A 14,473-nucleotide genomic window follows, 5' to 3' on the forward strand; every position below is an offset into this window, starting at 1 on the left:
CGTCCTCCCTGGCCGAAGCCAGTGCCGCGGTTCTCGGCTTTCGCCGCACCGTCGGGCCGCTCACAGCGGCCGACGGCAGCGGGCTCGTCGGATCACCGGTCATGGGCCGGCAGGTCGGCGAGGGCCTTGTCCAGAGGTTCGCGAAGTTCCCTGCGGTTGCTGCTTGGCGGCTGTGGAGCCGTCGTGGTTGGTCGTGCCCACGCGGCGGAGCCGCACATCGATGCAGCCCTGCGCCCCTGAGAAGCCTCAGCTCACGTCAGTAGAGAAGCAAGCTTGCTCCAGGCCTCCCTCGGGAGGGACTCTCGCGATGGCGTGCTGCCGTCCACGATGTGGAGGGCCACGTGATCCGCGCCCGCGGCGATGTACTCGTCGATGCGGGCGCGGATCCGTGTTTCGTCGCCCCAGGCGTAGACCGCGTCGATGAGGCGGTCGCTGCCGCCGTTCGCCAGGTCGTCCTCCGTGAAGCCGTTGCGGAGGAAGTTGTTGGTGTAGTTGGGGAGGGCCAGGTACATGGCGAGGTAGTCGCGGGCCAGGGTGCGGGCTCGGGTCGGGTCGGACTCCAGGACGACCTTCAGCTCCGGGGCCAGCAGCGGGGCGTCGCCCAGGCGCTCGCGGGACGCGGCCGTGTGGTCGGCGGTGACCAGATACGGGACGGAGCCGGCGGCGCGTTCCCGGGCGAGGTCGATGGTCTTCGGGCAGAGGGCCGCGAGGAGGCGGCGGTCGGCGGGGTGGCCCGCCTCGTCCAGGGCGTCCAGGTAGGACACGAGGGCCGAGTAGGGGCGCCGGTACTGCTCCGCGAGCTTGGCGTGGCTGACGCCGAGGCCCAGGGCGAAGCGGCCGGGGTGGGTGGAGTCCAGCTCGGCGAAGCTCGCGGCGGTGGCGGCGGGCTCGTGCTCCCAGATGCTCTGGATGCTGGTGCCGACCACGATCCGGGAGGTCGCCTCGATCAGCGGAGCGGCGTCGCGGGCGGAGGTGTTGCCGCCGAGCCAGAGCGCGCCGTAGCCCAGTTCCTCCAATTCCGCCGCCGCCTCGGAGAGTTCACCGTTGCGGGACGGGGTCCCGAAGCGCAGGTCGCTGCTCCAGATGCCGTACCGTCCGACGGTTTCCTTCAAGTTGTCGGTCATGAGTGGCGGTTTCCCTCCGGTCGGTGTGCGTGACAGCCGTACATCGGTGCCAACCGGAGGGTGCCACCGGATCTTCCCGTCGGCACTACAGGAATCCTCGGTGGACGTTAAGTCCCTTCTCGTGATCTCTCGTGATTCGTGGCATGGAGTGAAGACCGTGTCCGAGCGACTTATCGGACGAGCAGTGGGCGTTGATCGCCCCACGAGATCTTCTACAAGAACCGGACCGGCTCCCGTTTCGACGTGCGCACCGGCAAGCCGCTCGACCCGCCGGCCCCTCGTCCCGTTCCGGTGTATCCGGTGAGGATCGAGGATGGTTGCGTGTACGTCGATGTCGTACCGCGGCACGTGACGATGCACGAGGTCGCGAAGGTCACCGGGGTGGGCAAGGGCACGCTCTTCCGCACGTCCGCGTCAGATGCAAGTCGAGCGCTGCCAGAGCCGGCTGCGGGGGGGGGGGGGGCGGAGACGTCAGCCATGCCATAGCGGGATGGGGCCCCTCGCCGAGATGGGGATTCGGCCCCGCCGTACGCAGGCCGACCGGTTGGTCTCAGCTGCCCTAAATGAAGTTCGACGGAGGAGGCCGCTGGCACGTCAGCCTGATGGGCGCCCCAGGCGGTCACCCCACCAGTGACCCGGACCCTTCGAAGCCTACGCGCGAACCCTGCGCCACCCGATCATGGCAGACCTGCTCAAGCACGCCGAACCACTCACAGACGTCAGGGGCACCCACAGCACCGCCAACCGGCGCCACTACTACGAACGAATCACACCGTGGCCGGAGGGCCTAGTAGTACTGGGGGACTCCGTCGCGGCGTTCAACCGCCTCTACGGGCATGGCATGTCCGTGGCCGCACAAGGTGCCGTCGCCTTGCGCGACTCGCTCTCGACCGGTCTCACCCCCGACACCGCCCGCCGCGCCCAGCGCGCCATCGGCAAGTGCGTCGACACCGCATGGGCACTCGCGGTGGGAACGGACATCCATTTCCCCACCACCACGGGAAAGCCCCCGAGCCATGCCGATCGTCTCCTCCATCGCTACGTCAGCCGACCATCCCGCACCGCAACGGGCTCATTCCACGCGGCCACGGCGCTGACCGACGTACTGGCACTCCAGGCACCGCCCACCTCCCTCATCAAACCCAGCATGTGGCTGACAGCCCTCATCGGACCGCTACGACCACTGATGGACCGCCCTCAGTTCACACCCACCGAACGCAGGCTTTTGAGCAGCCTTGAGGAGCCAGCCGCATCTCCCGAGTAGCTGGTACTGGGCCGGTACGACGGCTACCTGGGCAGCTGCCGACGGGCGCGCCAGTCCTGGACGATGAGGACGGCATAGAGGGAGCTTCAAGGGATATGACCGCCTCGGTGACATGGGTCAGGTCGGGCGGCGGTGCGCGCGGCGGCGGTCGAGCGCGTCTTCGGCAGGTGCGCCGGCAGGTGCGCCGACATGGTCACTGCACCAGGACGTCATCAGCGAGCGTGACCCGTCTTCGCAGGCAGAAGAAGGGCGGCTGAAACAGCAATCCCCGCCTGCCCAGGCGTACTTCGCCACGAACCGGACAGTCGGCCGCCGGCACGGGCGGCTGCCGGCGCAGTACGGGACGGAATCCCGCCGGCAGGCCATCGGTGCCGCCGCAGCGGGGCGGCGATGGGGCGCGTCCCCGCTGATCAGGGCCTAGAAGCTGTTGGCATCTCCCAGAGGGGATCAGGAGGCGGCGGCTGCGACGCGTACGCGTGCGAGGTCGTCGGTGGTGGAGTGCACCCGCAGCGTGGGGCTGGCGGTGGCGGTCGGGTGGTCGTCGGTCATCGGGCGGGACGGCGTGACGCTCCACGGCCGTGCCCGAACAGCACTTGTGGGGACGAGGAGGCATCGGACGCGCCCGCGTCCCCCGGCTCCACTCTGCGGGAGCCGAGGGACGCGGCGGTCGTCCAGGGTCGGGACCCCGGCCGGCCTCAGCGGTTTTCGGGCAGGTCCGGCTCGGCCGGGAGCACGGACGGCCTGGGCTGCGCCGGCGACGACGCCGTCGCGGCGGGCTTCTTGCCGCAGAACGCGGCCTCGAGCGTGCCGCCCAGCGCCGTGTTGGCGGACCCCTTGTTCGAGGTGTTGGCCATCGCGGAGAGGCCGCGCCGGCCGTCACGGGTCGCGAAGGCGTAGGTGTAGTACCCCTGCACGGTGCCGGTGTGGCCGTAGACCTGCGTACCGCAGGACAGGTCGTAACGGCGCAGACCGAGGCCGTAGAAGCGGGTGTTGGTGGCGTCGGTCGGCGTGACGGTGGTCATCTCCTGCAGCATCCGCGGCGACAGCAGCCTGCCCCGCATCAACGCGGTCATGAAGGTGTTCAGATCCGCCGGGCTGGAGATGACCGCGCCGGCCGACTGGGCCCAGGAGACCGTCTGTTCCGTGGAGTCCACCAGCGGCGCGCCGGCCTCGTCGGGGTGCAGATAGCCGCGTACGTGCAGTCCCGCGATGCGGACGTCGGGGTGCACGTACGAGGTGTTGCGCAGCCCCAGCGGGCCGATGATGCGGCGCTTGTACTCCTTGGCGACCGGCTTCCCGGTGATCTTCTCGATGAGCATGCCGACGACCACGAAGTTGGTGTTGGAGTACTTGTACGAGACGCCGGGCTCGGTGGTGCGGGGCTCGCTCAGCGAGAGGTCCAGCAGTTCCTGGTAGCTGAAGACGCGATTGCGTACGGCCTCGAAGCCGGGCACGGTGTGCTCGAACATCGCGTCGGTGTAGTCCGCGAGGCCGCTGCGGTGGGTCAGGAGGTGCCGCACTGTGATCCGGTCGTCGGGCAGCAGCCCGGGAAGGTACCGGTTCACCGGCGCGTCGAGCTCCAGTCTCCCCTCCTGCACGAGCTGGAGCAGGACCACGCTGGAGAAGGTCTTGCTGACGCTTCCGACGCGGAAGCGTGCGCGGACGTCCATGGCGGCGCCCGAGTCCCGGTCGCGTACGCCCACGGCCCGGGTCCGGACGCCCTCGGGGCCGGTGAACCGGGCCATCGCTCCGGGTGCGCCCTGGGCCATGGCGGCGTTCAACGCGGCCACCACGCCTTCCATGTCGGGGGCGGGTGTGGTGGCGCGCGTGGCGCCGGGTACGGCAGGCGCGGCGTGCGCGGTGGTGGCGGGGACGACGCCGGCGGCGAGCGCGGCGATCAGGGTGGCGCCGACGGCCAGGCGTCGACGGCGGTTCAGCGTCATGTCAGTTCCTCGAGTCGAAGGGTGAGGCACAGGAGTCCGGTGCTCAGGTCCCGGTCGTCGACCCAGCCCGCGCGCACTCCGGAGTCGAGGTGCATTGCAGTGCCCCCGTTTCTCTTGCCTGTTCTGCGCGGGGCACAGCGATAGGCGCGGTCGGTCATCCGCCACCGTCCCCCGTGGTCCGACACAGTCTGTTCAAACTCGGCGGCACTGGCCCAGCATTTCGAGCAGTTTCAAAGTGAAACCTCTGCTCAAACCTGTGCGTCCCAAGGGGTGGTGGGGTGGTGGGGTGGTGGTACGTCAACGGGGGGTGTTCATGGCCGGGTTCTCCGAGTTACGTCTGGGGCCGCTGGGAGCAGTGCCGGTGTCGGTCGTGGCGCAGCCCGGCGTCACCCTGATGTCGCTCGTCGCGGATGCGCTGGGTGGCCGTTCCCAGGGGGTGCACCCCGCGTGGCGCCGCACACTGTGCTCGGCGGTGCCCGAGGGCGCGGAGGCCGTGCTGCGGCCGCTGTTCACCCCGGAGTACTCGATGGTCCCCGACTGCCTCACCCCCACGGCGCCTCTGTGGGAGACCGATCTCTCCGTCCAGCTCGACCGTCTGGCGGAGGTACCACCCCATGTGCTGCTGCGGGAGCTGGAGACGGACTTCGGGGGGACGGTCCCCCGGCAATGGCAGTCGGTCGTCGACCGGCCGAAAGCCTTCATCCATGCGTACGCGGCCATTCTCGGCGCCGTGTGGGAGGCCTTCGGGCCGATCTGGGCGCGGGCCGGCGCCCTGCTGGCCCGGGAGACCGAGCGCGTGGGCGTGGCGGTCGTCAGCAACGCCCTGCCGCTCGTGCTGGCCGGACTGGGACCCAAGATCCGCTTCACCGGACAGACGCTGTACGTGCCGGATCCGCACCCCGAGACGTTCGAGCGGGGTGCCCGCCGCGTGGTGCTGGTGCCCATCGTGTCGGGCAACGGTGCCTCGGTCTTCAGTTTCGACCGCTGCGACGCTGTGTGGTTCGGCTATCCCGTGCCGGGCCTGAACACGCTGTGGACCGCTCGGGAAGCCACTGCCGAACGGGACCCGCTCAAGCTCGTGGTGGGCTCCCTCCGGGCGGGTATCCTGCGCGAGCTGGTTCGCCCGTGCACCATGGGTTCCCTGGCCGCCACGCTCAACTGCACGCCGGGGACCGTGACGTACCACTGCGGCCAGTTGGAGGCGGCCGGGCTCCTCACCCGGGAGCGACGGGGACAGCACGTGGTGGCGCGGCGCACGGCCTCGGGCGGGGCGCTGGTCAACCTGCTGTCGGGGTGAGCCCCACAGAGGGCGACCGCCACCCTGACATCCGTCAGGACCGCCGGCCCCACTCCCCTTTCTAAGGTTCGAGTCGTCCTCCAGGCCCCGCCCGCGGTGCGGGGCCCCCTCCACAGACAGAAAGAGACGGCTCTCATGCGCCTGTTCCGCTCCACCCTCGCCACGGCCGCCGCCCTGTGCGCGTTCACCACCGGCATCGTCGTCGCTCAGCCCGCACTGTCGGCCCACGCCGCCGACTTCAGCCTCGCCAGCGTCCGCATCACGCTGGCGTAAGGGCACCCAGTCGGCCGGCAGATCGCCTTCGGCGCGGCCGTTCCCGCTTCCCAGCGTTCACCACGAAAGGCACGACCATGCGCAGAATCCTGCACGGCGCCGCCGCGCTCGCCCTCACCGCCGCCGCTCAGGCCCAGTCCGAAGGCGTCGAGCTGTGCAAGTCCGTCAACACGGACTGCCACGAGGCCATCCCCCCGCAGCAGGGCTGGTACGTCGACCTCACACCCACCAACTCGCTCCATCTCAGGGAGCACTATCTGTGAGGCGCCCTCCAGGAAGCCGTCTTCTCGCCGCTGCCGCCGCACTGCTGCTGATCGGCGGCGCGGCGGGCTCCGCCGCCGCCGCGTCCGTCGAGGTGCCCGCCGGCCTCAGCGCCGGGGTCGCCGTCCTCGACCGGCAGACCGGCACCTTCACCGAGCAGCTCAACTCGAGCACCCGCTTCCGCTCCGCCTCGGTCGTCAAGCTGCTGCTGGCGCTGGACCATCTGTGGAACCGGGGCCCCGACCACACCGTGCCCGCGGCCGACCGGGCGTGGCTGGAGCCGATGCTGCGCGGCAGCGACGACGACGCGGCCAGCGACTACTGGTCGGACAACGGCGGTACGGCGATCATCACCCGCATGGTGAGCCGCCTCGGCCTCGAGGACACGGCACCACCGCCCACCGGGTACGAGGGCTACTGGGGCTACACCGCGCTCTCCGCCCGCGACACGGTGACGATCTACCGGTACCTCCTGGACTCGGCGCCCGTTCCCGTGCGCGACTTCGTGATGGAGAACCTGCGCCGGTCCACCCGCTGCGCCTCGGACGGATTCGACCAGCACTTCGGCGTCGCCGGGGCGTTCGAGAAACCGTGGGCGGTGAAGCAGGGCTGGTCGGGATTCTCGTACGAGGAAGGCACCTGCGGCCCGCCGCGCACCGCTGCCACCACGGACCCGGCGAGCCCGGCTCCGGCCGCCGCCGCCGCGGACGTGGACCTGACCCGGCCGGCGCTGCACAGCACGGGCACCGTGGGCGCCGGTGACCGCTCCATCGTGGCCGTGTTCACGCTGCATCCCGTCGGCACGTCGTACGGGAAGGCGTACACGGACGTCGGCCGGCTGACCCGCTCCCTGAACGTCCCCGGAGCCACGCGGCCCGCGGGATGGTGGTACGGCACGTGGAGCGACCATGTGAACGTCCGCCCCGGCCCCGGCACCGGCAACGCGCCGATCACCCAACTCCCGGCAGGCGTCGAGGCGTTGGTGGGCTGCCAGGCGAGGGGCGAGGAGGTTCACGTACCGCCCTACACCAACGAATGGTGGGCGTACCTCCCCCAGTACAACGGCTGGATCTCCAACATCTACATCAACTCGCCCGACAACAGGATGCCGGACGTCAAGGACTGCTGAACGGCCATGAGCGACAGCTCCGCCACCTCACCGCTCGTAGGCGGCGAGGTAGCGGAGCACCTTGTCGACGTGGGGGCGCACCCGTTCGGGGACGCCGCGCTCCGTGATGACCGTGCGGTCGCTGGTGCGGTATCCGGCCGCCATCAGCGCGGGAAGGTCCTGGGCGGGCATGTCGGCCTCCTTGAAACGCTGGTCGAGCCAGCACACGTACAGCGACATCGTGGAGATCGCGTCCGGTGGCGACATGTAGTCCTTGTCCCCGTCTCCGTCTCCGTCGACCGCCCAGGCCCTGAACACCGACGGCGTCCACATGGCGATGCCGTACTCCTCGGTCGCCGGGCGGGACGCGTTCACGTCGAAACCGCTCTCCGCCTTGAGCATGGCGGCGAGGAACGCGGGCGTGACCTCCGCGTCGGAGCAGCGGTGGGCGGCCTTCACGATGACCGGCCGCAGTGCCTCGGGTACGTCGGAGTCCTCCGGGATCTCCCCGGCGGCCGGGCTGTGCGCGCCGGTGACGACGGCTCGTGTGCCGCGCCCCTGGCCGTCCTCGTCGTCGTCTCCCCCACCTCCGCCGAGCCCGAGCAGCACGGTCCCGGCGACGGCGGCGGCCGACACCGCGGCGAGCGCCACGGCGGCGACCGGCAGCAGGCGTCGCCGGCCGCGCGGGCCTGCCAGTTGCTCGATCCGGGCGGACAGGCTCGCGGCGGTGTGGCGCATGCGGCCGGCGTGGTCGGCCACCAGACAGTCCTCGATGAGCCAGCGCCAGTTCTCGTCGAGTCCGGCGTCCAGGCGCAGTGTTGCGGTGCCGCGGGCGTAGGCCTGCGCGGCGAGCGAGCGGGCGCGCGCGGTGGCGCCGGGGAACGGGTGCAGGCCACCGGTGAGCACCTGGTGGGCCAGGACGCCGAAGGCCCAGATGTCGGCGGTCGGCCGCACCACCGTCCCGCCGGCTCCGGTGCGCTGGGACCACCACTCGGGCGGCACATGGTCGAGCGTGCCGAGCGGCGGCACATAGGCGTGGGTGCCCTCGAGTTCGGTGGCCAGGCCGAAGTCGGCGAGCCAGACCGCGCCGTCCGCGCCCAGCAGCACGTTGGCGGGTTTGAGGTCGCCGTGCACCCAGCCGGCGCCGTGCATATGGGCGAGCCCGGCGGCGACGCCGCGCAGGACCCGCACGGCGTCCGGGATCGGTCCGCCCGTCCCGGCGGCGTCCAGCGCCTGCCGCAGACTGGCCTCGGCACGGTCCATGACGAGCGCGATCGCCCCGTCCAGCGCAGGCAGGTCCGGCGCGTCCACGGTGCACACGGCATGGGTCCGTACGAGGTGCGGATGGTCCGCCTCGGCGCTGAACCGCACCTCGCGCGCGACGAGTTCGCCGAGCGCGGCACGCTGACCGGGCGCCAGGGCACCGGTCGGCAGCACCTTCACCGCCGCGGTCGTGCCGTCCGCGACCGCGCGGGCCTCGTACACGGTCCCCCAGCCGCCCGACCCGATGACGCCGTCCAGCTCCCAGCCGTCGATCCGGAAACCCGCCGGCAGCCGCGGCATCTCGAGGGCGCCCTCCTCGGCGCCGGACGTGCTCACGCGCCGCTCGCCTGCGGGACGGGCCGTCTGCGGGACGGCAACAGGGCGAGGTGCTCCTCGCGCACCAGGCCGAAGCGCAGGGCGAGGGAGGCCAGTCGGGCACGCTTGGCACCGGTGCGGGCGTTGCCGTCCGCTCTGTGCTCGTCGCCGACGTCCAGGCGCAGCTTGGCGAAGGCCAGATAGTCGATGTGGTAGTTCACGGCGGAGCGGGTCAGACCACGGCAACTCTCCAGCGGGCGGAGCCTGTCCGCGATGTCCCCGGCGCCCGGCAGCGTGCCGTCCGAGGGGTCGCGCAGCCGCGGCTCGCACAGGGCCACCAGCACCAGGAAGTACTTCGCCGTCGCATCGAGCGCGTAGGGGTGCACGGTCAACTCCCCCGCGCCGGGGGCGGACCGCTCGTCCAGATAGGCGTGCTGCGGGGCGAACACCTTGAATTCGGCGGTGCCGGACAGCGCGGGCAGGACGACCCGGGAGAACTCGAAGGGCACCGGCGCTCCGAGCCGACCGGGCGCGACGGTGATGTACTCGCCGGCACCTTCCAAGTTCTCGACCGCATACGCGGTGTCACGGCTGAAGTTCGACAGCCGCCAGTAGTCCTCGGCCGCCTCCAGCCGCCCCGCCCGCCGGGAGATCCCGGGGTCGGGCAGAACGATGGAGACGTCCCGGCCGCCGGGCACCCCGCGTCCGAAGTCGGCGACGTCGCCCGGTCCCATGTGCAGCAACTCGGGTTTGGCCGCGCCGACTTCACCCGGCCGTGACGGGCCGGGGAGCTGCACAATGATCGTTTCCATACCGGCTTTCCCCCGATGTTGCCGCCAGGATCGCAGAGGGCTTCTGGTCAAAAGCCGCACAGGTGGCATCGTTTTCCATGCGCGCGAGGCACGTCCACTAGGACGAGCAGCCGATCATCCCGGTTCCCGGCGCGTGAGCCGCCCAGCGAGGGGACGGCGGCATCAGCTCCGGTCAGAGACGACCGTCACAGAGCAGTGCCCCCACTGGCATCCAGATACTGCCCCGTGATCCAGCGGGAGTCGTCCGAGGCGAGGAACGCCACCACGTCCGCCACGTCGGAAGGCATGCCGATCCGGTCGAAGGCGGAGCGCGCCGCCAGGTCGGCCCGTGCCTCGGGGGTCGCCGTGCGGCGGGCGTTCATGTCCGTCTCGATGAAGCCGGGCCCGACCGTGTTGACGGTGATGCCCCGCCCGGCGAGTTCCTTCGCCAGACACCGGGTCATCGTGTTCAGCGCCCCCTTGGACATCGCGTACGCGACGGACTCGGGGAACGCGCGCCGTGAGGCCAGCGACGAGATGTTGATGACGCGTCCGCCGTCCCGCATCCGCGGCAGCGCGCCCTGCACGAGGAAGAACGGCGCCTTGGCGTTGACGGCGATCATGCGGTCGAAGACCTCGGGAACCGCCTGCCCGATCGGCCCCGAGCCGCTCACGCCCGCGTTGTTCACGAGGATGTCGAGCGAGCCCGCACCGTCGGCCGCGGTGTCCGTCTGCTCCCGCAGCCCGGCGTCGAAGGCCGCGAAGACGGCGTCGGCGTCGCCCGGCACCCCGAGTTCCGCCCCGACCGGGAAGGCCCGGCCGCCGTTCTTGCGTATCTCCGCGACGACTTCCAGCGCGGCGCGCTCACTGTGGCCGTAGTGGACGCCGACCAGCGCCCCGTCGCGGGCGAGTCGCTCGGCGATGCCTCTGCCGATTCCCCGGCCGGCTCCGGTGACCAGTGCGATCCTGCCCGCCAGTGCGCGTCTGGTATTCACGAAGGCAACCCCACGCCTCAACCACCCGAATACTCCCGGTACCACGCAGCATGCTCCGCCACGCTCCCCGCGAACCCCACCCCTGGATCGACCCCGACGCCCGCCCAGAATCCGTCGTCCGCGAACCAGTGGTCCACCGCGAGCATCCCGAGGTGGTGCAGTGCGCGCGGCCGGCCGGTGAGCCGTGACCGTGCCTCGTCGAGGCTCAGGGGTGGGTCGGGGAGTCGTAGGCCGAGCCGGTCGGCCACCGTGTCGAGCAGGTCCGAACAGTCCACGGGTTCCGGGTGGTTGACGTGATGCGTGCCCGCAAGGTCGCGGTCCGACAGACCGGCGGCGACCACCGCACGCCCCAGCGCCCGTACGTCGACGACGGAATGGCGGGCCGTGCAGTCCCTCAGGCCCGCCGACAGCGCTCCCAGCAGGCCGGCCAGTCCGGGTACGACCCAGCGGTCGCCCGTCCCGAGTACCAGGTGCGGGCGCAGCACGACCCCACCCGCGTCCAGCACGTGCCGCTCGGCGGCGGCGCGGGCACGGCTGGTCGCCGAGACCGGTGCGATCGGCAGGTCGGCCGGGTGCGCGGCGGTGAAGGGCCCTCGGCCGTACACCGCGGCCGTACTGACGTAGACCACGCGGCCCACGCCGGATCGCGTCGCCTCCTCGACCAGCGCGCGGGTGCCGTGGTCGTTGACGCTCTCGGTGCGCCGTGCGTCGTCGCCGATGTGGGAGGCGCAGTGCAGCACGACGTCGACGCCGTCGCAGACACCGCGCAGCGAACCAGGGTCGGCGAGGTCCCCGCGCACGATGTCCGCCGTCGGGGCGGTGCCCGGTGGCGGGCTCGCGGGGGTACGCAGCAGCAGCCGGAGGCGGCACGGTGCGGTGCCCGCTCCCTCTTCCCTGTCCTCCCCGGCTCCGCTCAACTCCCGTAGAGCGGCGAGGACATGCCCTCCGACGAAGCCGCTTCCCCCGGTGACGAGGATGCGTGGTGACACGGTCGGGTCCTCCCTCAGCGGTCGGCCGGCTTCGACGCCGCGACCGTCACCGTACAGCGGAAGACCTCGGCGTCGTCCTGGAGGCCGCGTACCCGGACCGTGCTCGGGTCGGGGTCGCCCTTCGGCAGGGGGTCGGCCTCGATCCAGCAGGGGCTGTCGAGTTCGGCGTACCGCGCGAAGACCATGTCCATGTCGGTGATGACCATGAGGCCGGGGAAGAGCGAGAAGGCCGTCGCGGCCTGGCGGGCGGCCTCCAGCAGCACGAAGCCGGGCACATGGTCGTTCGGCCTGCGGAACAGGGTGGGATGCGCGGTGTTGACCCTGAGCTGCCAGGCGCCCGGCCGCGGGGAGGGGGCGAGGACGACGGCCGCGCTGTCCGTCCGGCCGACCGCCCCGGGCGGCAGTCCGGGCAGCAGCGGTACGGGACAGCCGGTCAACGACAGCCGCTCACCGCGCAGTCGGCGGTAGGCCCGGTCCGTGACGCAGTCGAGCCGCCCGTCGGCGGTGGCGACGACCCGGCCCTGCCGGCGCAGCACCATCGCACAGCGCATGCCCGCCAGACGACGGCCGCGGTGCCGTACGTCGCCGCAGGTGAAGTCGGCGACGGCGTCCTCGGACGACCGGTCGAGCACCAGCCCGGCCGGCGCCGCCGAGTACCGGATGCGCTGCATCACGAACCGGTCGCCGGTGGGCACCGCGAACGCGGCGTGGGCCAGCAGCATCGAGCCCTGGCGCAGTATCTCCGGTATCAGCAGGGGGTCCTGGAAGCGTCCGGCCACCTCGGTGAAGTACCGGTGCCGTCGTGGCCAGCGGGCCCTGACCTGGAAGCGGGTGTCGTCCAGACGGCGCCAGGCGGTGGGTAAGGCGTCCCGCGCGTCGGGCCGGTGCACGTGTTCGCCGCTTATCTCCGTATGCCATACGGCAGTCGCGGGGGCGGGTCCGGCAGTGCCCGCGGTCCGCTCGTCCCGGGCGCAGGCGTCAGCAGATCGCACGCGGTCCATGGCTCCCCCCGGGTCGTTTCGCCAGAGCGAGGCGCTCCCGCCCGCCGAGTAACCTACGTGTGATCCGGTTTTCTTTTCAACACGCCACGTAACGCGCCGACGTGCACACGGTGGAGGGACCCATGGCCCGGCAGGACCGCGCGATCAGAACGCGCCGTTCGATCCTCGAGGCGGCCGCGAGGGTGTTCGGCGAGCGCGGTTACGCCTCGGCCACCGTGGAGGAGATCCTCAACCGGGCCGGGGTCACCAGGGGCGCCCTGTACTTCCACTTCTCCTCCAAGGAGGAGGTCGCGCTGGGCGTGCTGCAGGCCCAACTGCCCATCGACCGGCTGCCCGAGAGGTCCGGCAAGCTCCAGGAGCTCGTCGATCACGGCATGGTCATGGCGTACCGGTTGCAGCACGATCCGCTGGTGCAGGCCGGCGTCTCCCTCGCCCTCGACCAGGGCGCACGTGAACTGGACCGCGCCGCCGCCTTCCGCGCCTGGAGCGAGCAGCTCCAGCAGATCCTCACCGAGGCCCGGGCCCAGGGCGAGCTTCTGCCGCACGTCGACATCACCGACACCGCCGAGTTCCTCACCGGCGCCTTCGCTGGCGTCCAGGCGATGAGCCAGGCCAGTTGCAACCGCGCCGACCTCGGCCGCCGCGTCTGCGTCCTGCTGCGCCACGTCCTGCCGAGCATCTCCACACCGGCGCTGCTGGCGGCCCTGGACCTCTCCCCGGACCGGGGCAGGCGGCTCTTCGAGGAGTACGAAGTCGGCTCCCGGGAAGCCGTCCCACCCATGACGGGAAGTTAGCGAACACCTCCCCTACCCTCCTGCAATCCGACCGACCGGTCTGATTACACCCGTCCCGGCCGTCCCGGCCATGGAAAGGAACCACCGTGCGGCTGCGCTGTGCTGTGCTCGACGACTTCCAGAACGCGGCGATGGAGGCCGCCGACTGGTCGCCGCTCGCTGACGACGTGGAGGTCGTCCCCTTCACCACCCACTTCCCCGACGAGGACACCCTGACCGCCGCCCTCGCCGACTTCGACATCGTGGTCACCCTGCGCGAACGCGTCCCGTTCCCCGCCTCCCTGATCGCCCGGCTGCCCCGGCTGAGGCTGCTGATCGCCTCCGGCATGCGCAACTCGGTCATCGACTACGCCGCCGCCGAGGCGCACGGCGTCACCGTCTGCGGCACGGCCAGCTCCGCCACGCCGCCCGTCGAACTCACCTGGGCCCTGCTGCTGGGCCTCGCCCGCGGCCTCGTCGAGGAGACCAACGCGCTGCGCACCGGCGGCCCCTGGCAGAGCACCGTCGGCGCCGACCTGCACGGCAGCCGTCTCGGCCTGCTGGGCCTGGGCAAGATCGGCAGCCGGGTGGCCCGGGTCGGCCTCGCCTTCGGTATGCACGTCAGCGCCTGGAGCCAGAACCTCACCAAGGAGTACGCCGACGAGGTGGGCGTCCATCTGGCCGCGTCCAAGGAGGAGTTGCTAGCCGACAGCGACTTCGTCTCCGTCCACCTCGCCCTGAGCGACCGCACCCGGGGCCTGCTGGGCGCGCCCGAGCTGGCCCTGCTCAAGCCGACGGCGTATCTGGTCAACACCTCCCGGGCAGCCATCGTCGACCAGGCCGCCCTGCTCGCCGCGCTGCACGAGGGCCGGATCGCCGGCGCCGGAGTCGACGTCTTCGACATCGAGCCCCTCTCCGCCGACCACCCGATGCGCACGGCCCCCCGACTGCTCGCGACACCCCACCTGGGCTATGTCTCGCAGGCCAACTACGCGACGTACTACGGCCAGGCGGTGCAGGACATCCAGGCGTACCTGGCGGGTTCGCCGGTACGACGGCTGCCCTGAAGCCGCCGC

14 protein-coding genes and 1 pseudogene are annotated in these 14,473 nt (G+C 71.4%); 8 read left to right on the plus strand and 7 right to left on the minus strand.

Translation table 11 applies throughout. From position 1 onward, the window contains the following. Positions 1 to 251: 251 nt before the first annotated feature. Positions 252 to 1,124 carry an LLM class F420-dependent oxidoreductase gene (locus ACP4J3_RS14735; protein WP_426534280.1) on the minus strand — a complete coding sequence of 291 codons (873 nt, stop codon included), beginning with the start codon at positions 1,122 to 1,124 and terminating at the stop codon, positions 252 to 254. A 228-nt stretch (positions 1,125 to 1,352) separates the two neighbouring features. Here ACP4J3_RS14735 and ACP4J3_RS14740 point away from each other — a divergent pair. Together ACP4J3_RS14740 and ACP4J3_RS14745 are read left to right on the plus strand one after the other, a co-directional pair. Further along, positions 1,353 to 1,460, plus strand: a pseudogene (locus ACP4J3_RS14740) (Rieske (2Fe-2S) protein); the annotation flags it as partial. 343 nt (positions 1,461 to 1,803) lie between these two features. Continuing rightward, positions 1,804 to 2,388, plus strand: coding sequence for a hypothetical protein (locus ACP4J3_RS14745; RefSeq protein ID WP_426534282.1), 585 nt, complete (start codon positions 1,804 to 1,806; stop codon positions 2,386 to 2,388). A 695-nt stretch (positions 2,389 to 3,083) separates the two neighbouring features. Here the strand turns inward: ACP4J3_RS14745 and ACP4J3_RS14750 are convergent. Further along, complete coding sequence (locus ACP4J3_RS14750; RefSeq protein WP_426534284.1) at positions 3,084 to 4,331, minus strand: serine hydrolase domain-containing protein; 1,248 nt, start codon at positions 4,329 to 4,331, stop codon at positions 3,084 to 3,086. Between the two features lie 313 nt (positions 4,332 to 4,644). Here ACP4J3_RS14750 and ACP4J3_RS14755 point away from each other — a divergent pair, with 313 nt between their 5' ends. The 4 genes from ACP4J3_RS14755 to ACP4J3_RS14770 all read left to right on the plus strand — a co-directional run bounded on the left by ACP4J3_RS14755 (position 4,645) and on the right by ACP4J3_RS14770 (position 7,291). Further along, positions 4,645 to 5,628, plus strand: a complete 984-nt coding sequence (locus ACP4J3_RS14755; RefSeq protein ID WP_426534286.1) for an ArsR/SmtB family transcription factor — start codon at positions 4,645 to 4,647, stop codon at positions 5,626 to 5,628. 135 nt (positions 5,629 to 5,763) lie between these two features. After that, on the plus strand, positions 5,764 to 5,901 hold the full coding sequence (locus tag ACP4J3_RS14760; protein WP_426534288.1) for a hypothetical protein: 138 nt from the start codon (positions 5,764 to 5,766) through the stop codon (positions 5,899 to 5,901). A gap of 77 nt (positions 5,902 to 5,978) precedes the next feature. Beyond that, positions 5,979 to 6,164, plus strand: coding sequence for a hypothetical protein (locus ACP4J3_RS14765; protein ID WP_426534290.1), 186 nt, complete (start codon positions 5,979 to 5,981; stop codon positions 6,162 to 6,164). After that, complete coding sequence (locus ACP4J3_RS14770; protein WP_426534292.1) at positions 6,161 to 7,291, plus strand: hypothetical protein; 1,131 nt, start codon at positions 6,161 to 6,163, stop codon at positions 7,289 to 7,291. The genes ACP4J3_RS14765 and ACP4J3_RS14770 overlap by 4 nt, the downstream gene beginning before the upstream one ends. 27 nt (positions 7,292 to 7,318) lie before the next feature. Here ACP4J3_RS14770 and ACP4J3_RS14775 read toward each other — a convergent pair whose 3' ends face one another. The 5 genes from ACP4J3_RS14775 to ACP4J3_RS14795 form a co-directional block, all read right to left on the minus strand. Further along, complete coding sequence (locus tag ACP4J3_RS14775; protein ID WP_426534294.1) at positions 7,319 to 8,869, minus strand: serine/threonine-protein kinase; 1,551 nt, start codon at positions 8,867 to 8,869, stop codon at positions 7,319 to 7,321. Next, a complete protein-coding gene (locus ACP4J3_RS14780; RefSeq protein WP_426534296.1) occupies positions 8,866 to 9,660 on the minus strand; it encodes a serine/threonine protein kinase in 795 nt (264 codons plus the stop codon). The genes ACP4J3_RS14775 and ACP4J3_RS14780 overlap by 4 nt, the downstream gene beginning before the upstream one ends. A gap of 185 nt (positions 9,661 to 9,845) precedes the next feature. Then, positions 9,846 to 10,634 (minus strand): SDR family oxidoreductase, encoded by a 789-nt coding sequence (locus ACP4J3_RS14785; protein WP_426534298.1) that lies wholly within the window; start codon positions 10,632 to 10,634, stop codon positions 9,846 to 9,848. Between the two features lie 17 nt (positions 10,635 to 10,651). Further along, on the minus strand, positions 10,652 to 11,623 hold the full coding sequence (locus ACP4J3_RS14790) for an NAD-dependent epimerase/dehydratase family protein (protein ID WP_426534300.1): 972 nt from the start codon (positions 11,621 to 11,623) through the stop codon (positions 10,652 to 10,654). A 14-nt stretch (positions 11,624 to 11,637) separates the two neighbouring features. After that, entirely contained in the window at positions 11,638 to 12,615 is a 978-nt protein-coding gene (locus tag ACP4J3_RS14795) for a ScbA/BarX family gamma-butyrolactone biosynthesis protein (RefSeq protein ID WP_426534302.1), read from the minus strand. Between the two features lie 131 nt (positions 12,616 to 12,746). Here ACP4J3_RS14795 and ACP4J3_RS14800 point away from each other — a divergent pair, with 131 nt between their 5' ends. Beyond that, the gene (locus ACP4J3_RS14800; protein WP_426534304.1) at positions 12,747 to 13,418 is read left to right on the plus strand and encodes a ScbR family autoregulator-binding transcription factor; all 672 of its coding nucleotides are present in this window, start codon (positions 12,747 to 12,749) and stop codon (positions 13,416 to 13,418) included. Positions 13,419 to 13,504: 86 nt separating this feature from the next. After that, positions 13,505 to 14,464, plus strand: a complete 960-nt coding sequence (locus ACP4J3_RS14805) for a D-2-hydroxyacid dehydrogenase family protein (protein ID WP_426534306.1) — start codon at positions 13,505 to 13,507, stop codon at positions 14,462 to 14,464. The last annotated feature ends 9 nt before the right edge of the window (positions 14,465 to 14,473 follow it).

Origin of the sequence: Streptomyces sp. UG1 (assembly GCF_049974585.1) — a bacterium.
GTDB lineage: Bacteria > Actinomycetota > Actinomycetes > Streptomycetales > Streptomycetaceae > Streptomyces.

Excerpts from the sequence above, each read along its gene's own strand:
- ACP4J3_RS14735 (WP_426534280.1), bottom strand. The coding sequence starts at position 1,124 with ATGACCGACAACTTGAAGGAAACCGTCGGACGGTACGGCATCTGGAGC.
- ACP4J3_RS14765 (WP_426534290.1), top strand. The coding sequence starts at position 5,979 with ATGCGCAGAATCCTGCACGGCGCCGCCGCGCTCGCCCTCACCGCCGCC.
- ACP4J3_RS14780 (WP_426534296.1), bottom strand. The coding sequence starts at position 9,660 with ATGGAAACGATCATTGTGCAGCTCCCCGGCCCGTCACGGCCGGGTGAA.
- ACP4J3_RS14750 (WP_426534284.1), bottom strand. The coding sequence starts at position 4,331 with ATGACGCTGAACCGCCGTCGACGCCTGGCCGTCGGCGCCACCCTGATC.
- ACP4J3_RS14760 (WP_426534288.1), top strand. The coding sequence starts at position 5,764 with ATGCGCCTGTTCCGCTCCACCCTCGCCACGGCCGCCGCCCTGTGCGCG.
- ACP4J3_RS14745 (WP_426534282.1), top strand. The coding sequence starts at position 1,804 with ATGGCAGACCTGCTCAAGCACGCCGAACCACTCACAGACGTCAGGGGC.
- ACP4J3_RS14755 (WP_426534286.1), top strand. The coding sequence starts at position 4,645 with ATGGCCGGGTTCTCCGAGTTACGTCTGGGGCCGCTGGGAGCAGTGCCG.
- ACP4J3_RS14800 (WP_426534304.1), top strand. The coding sequence starts at position 12,747 with ATGGCCCGGCAGGACCGCGCGATCAGAACGCGCCGTTCGATCCTCGAG.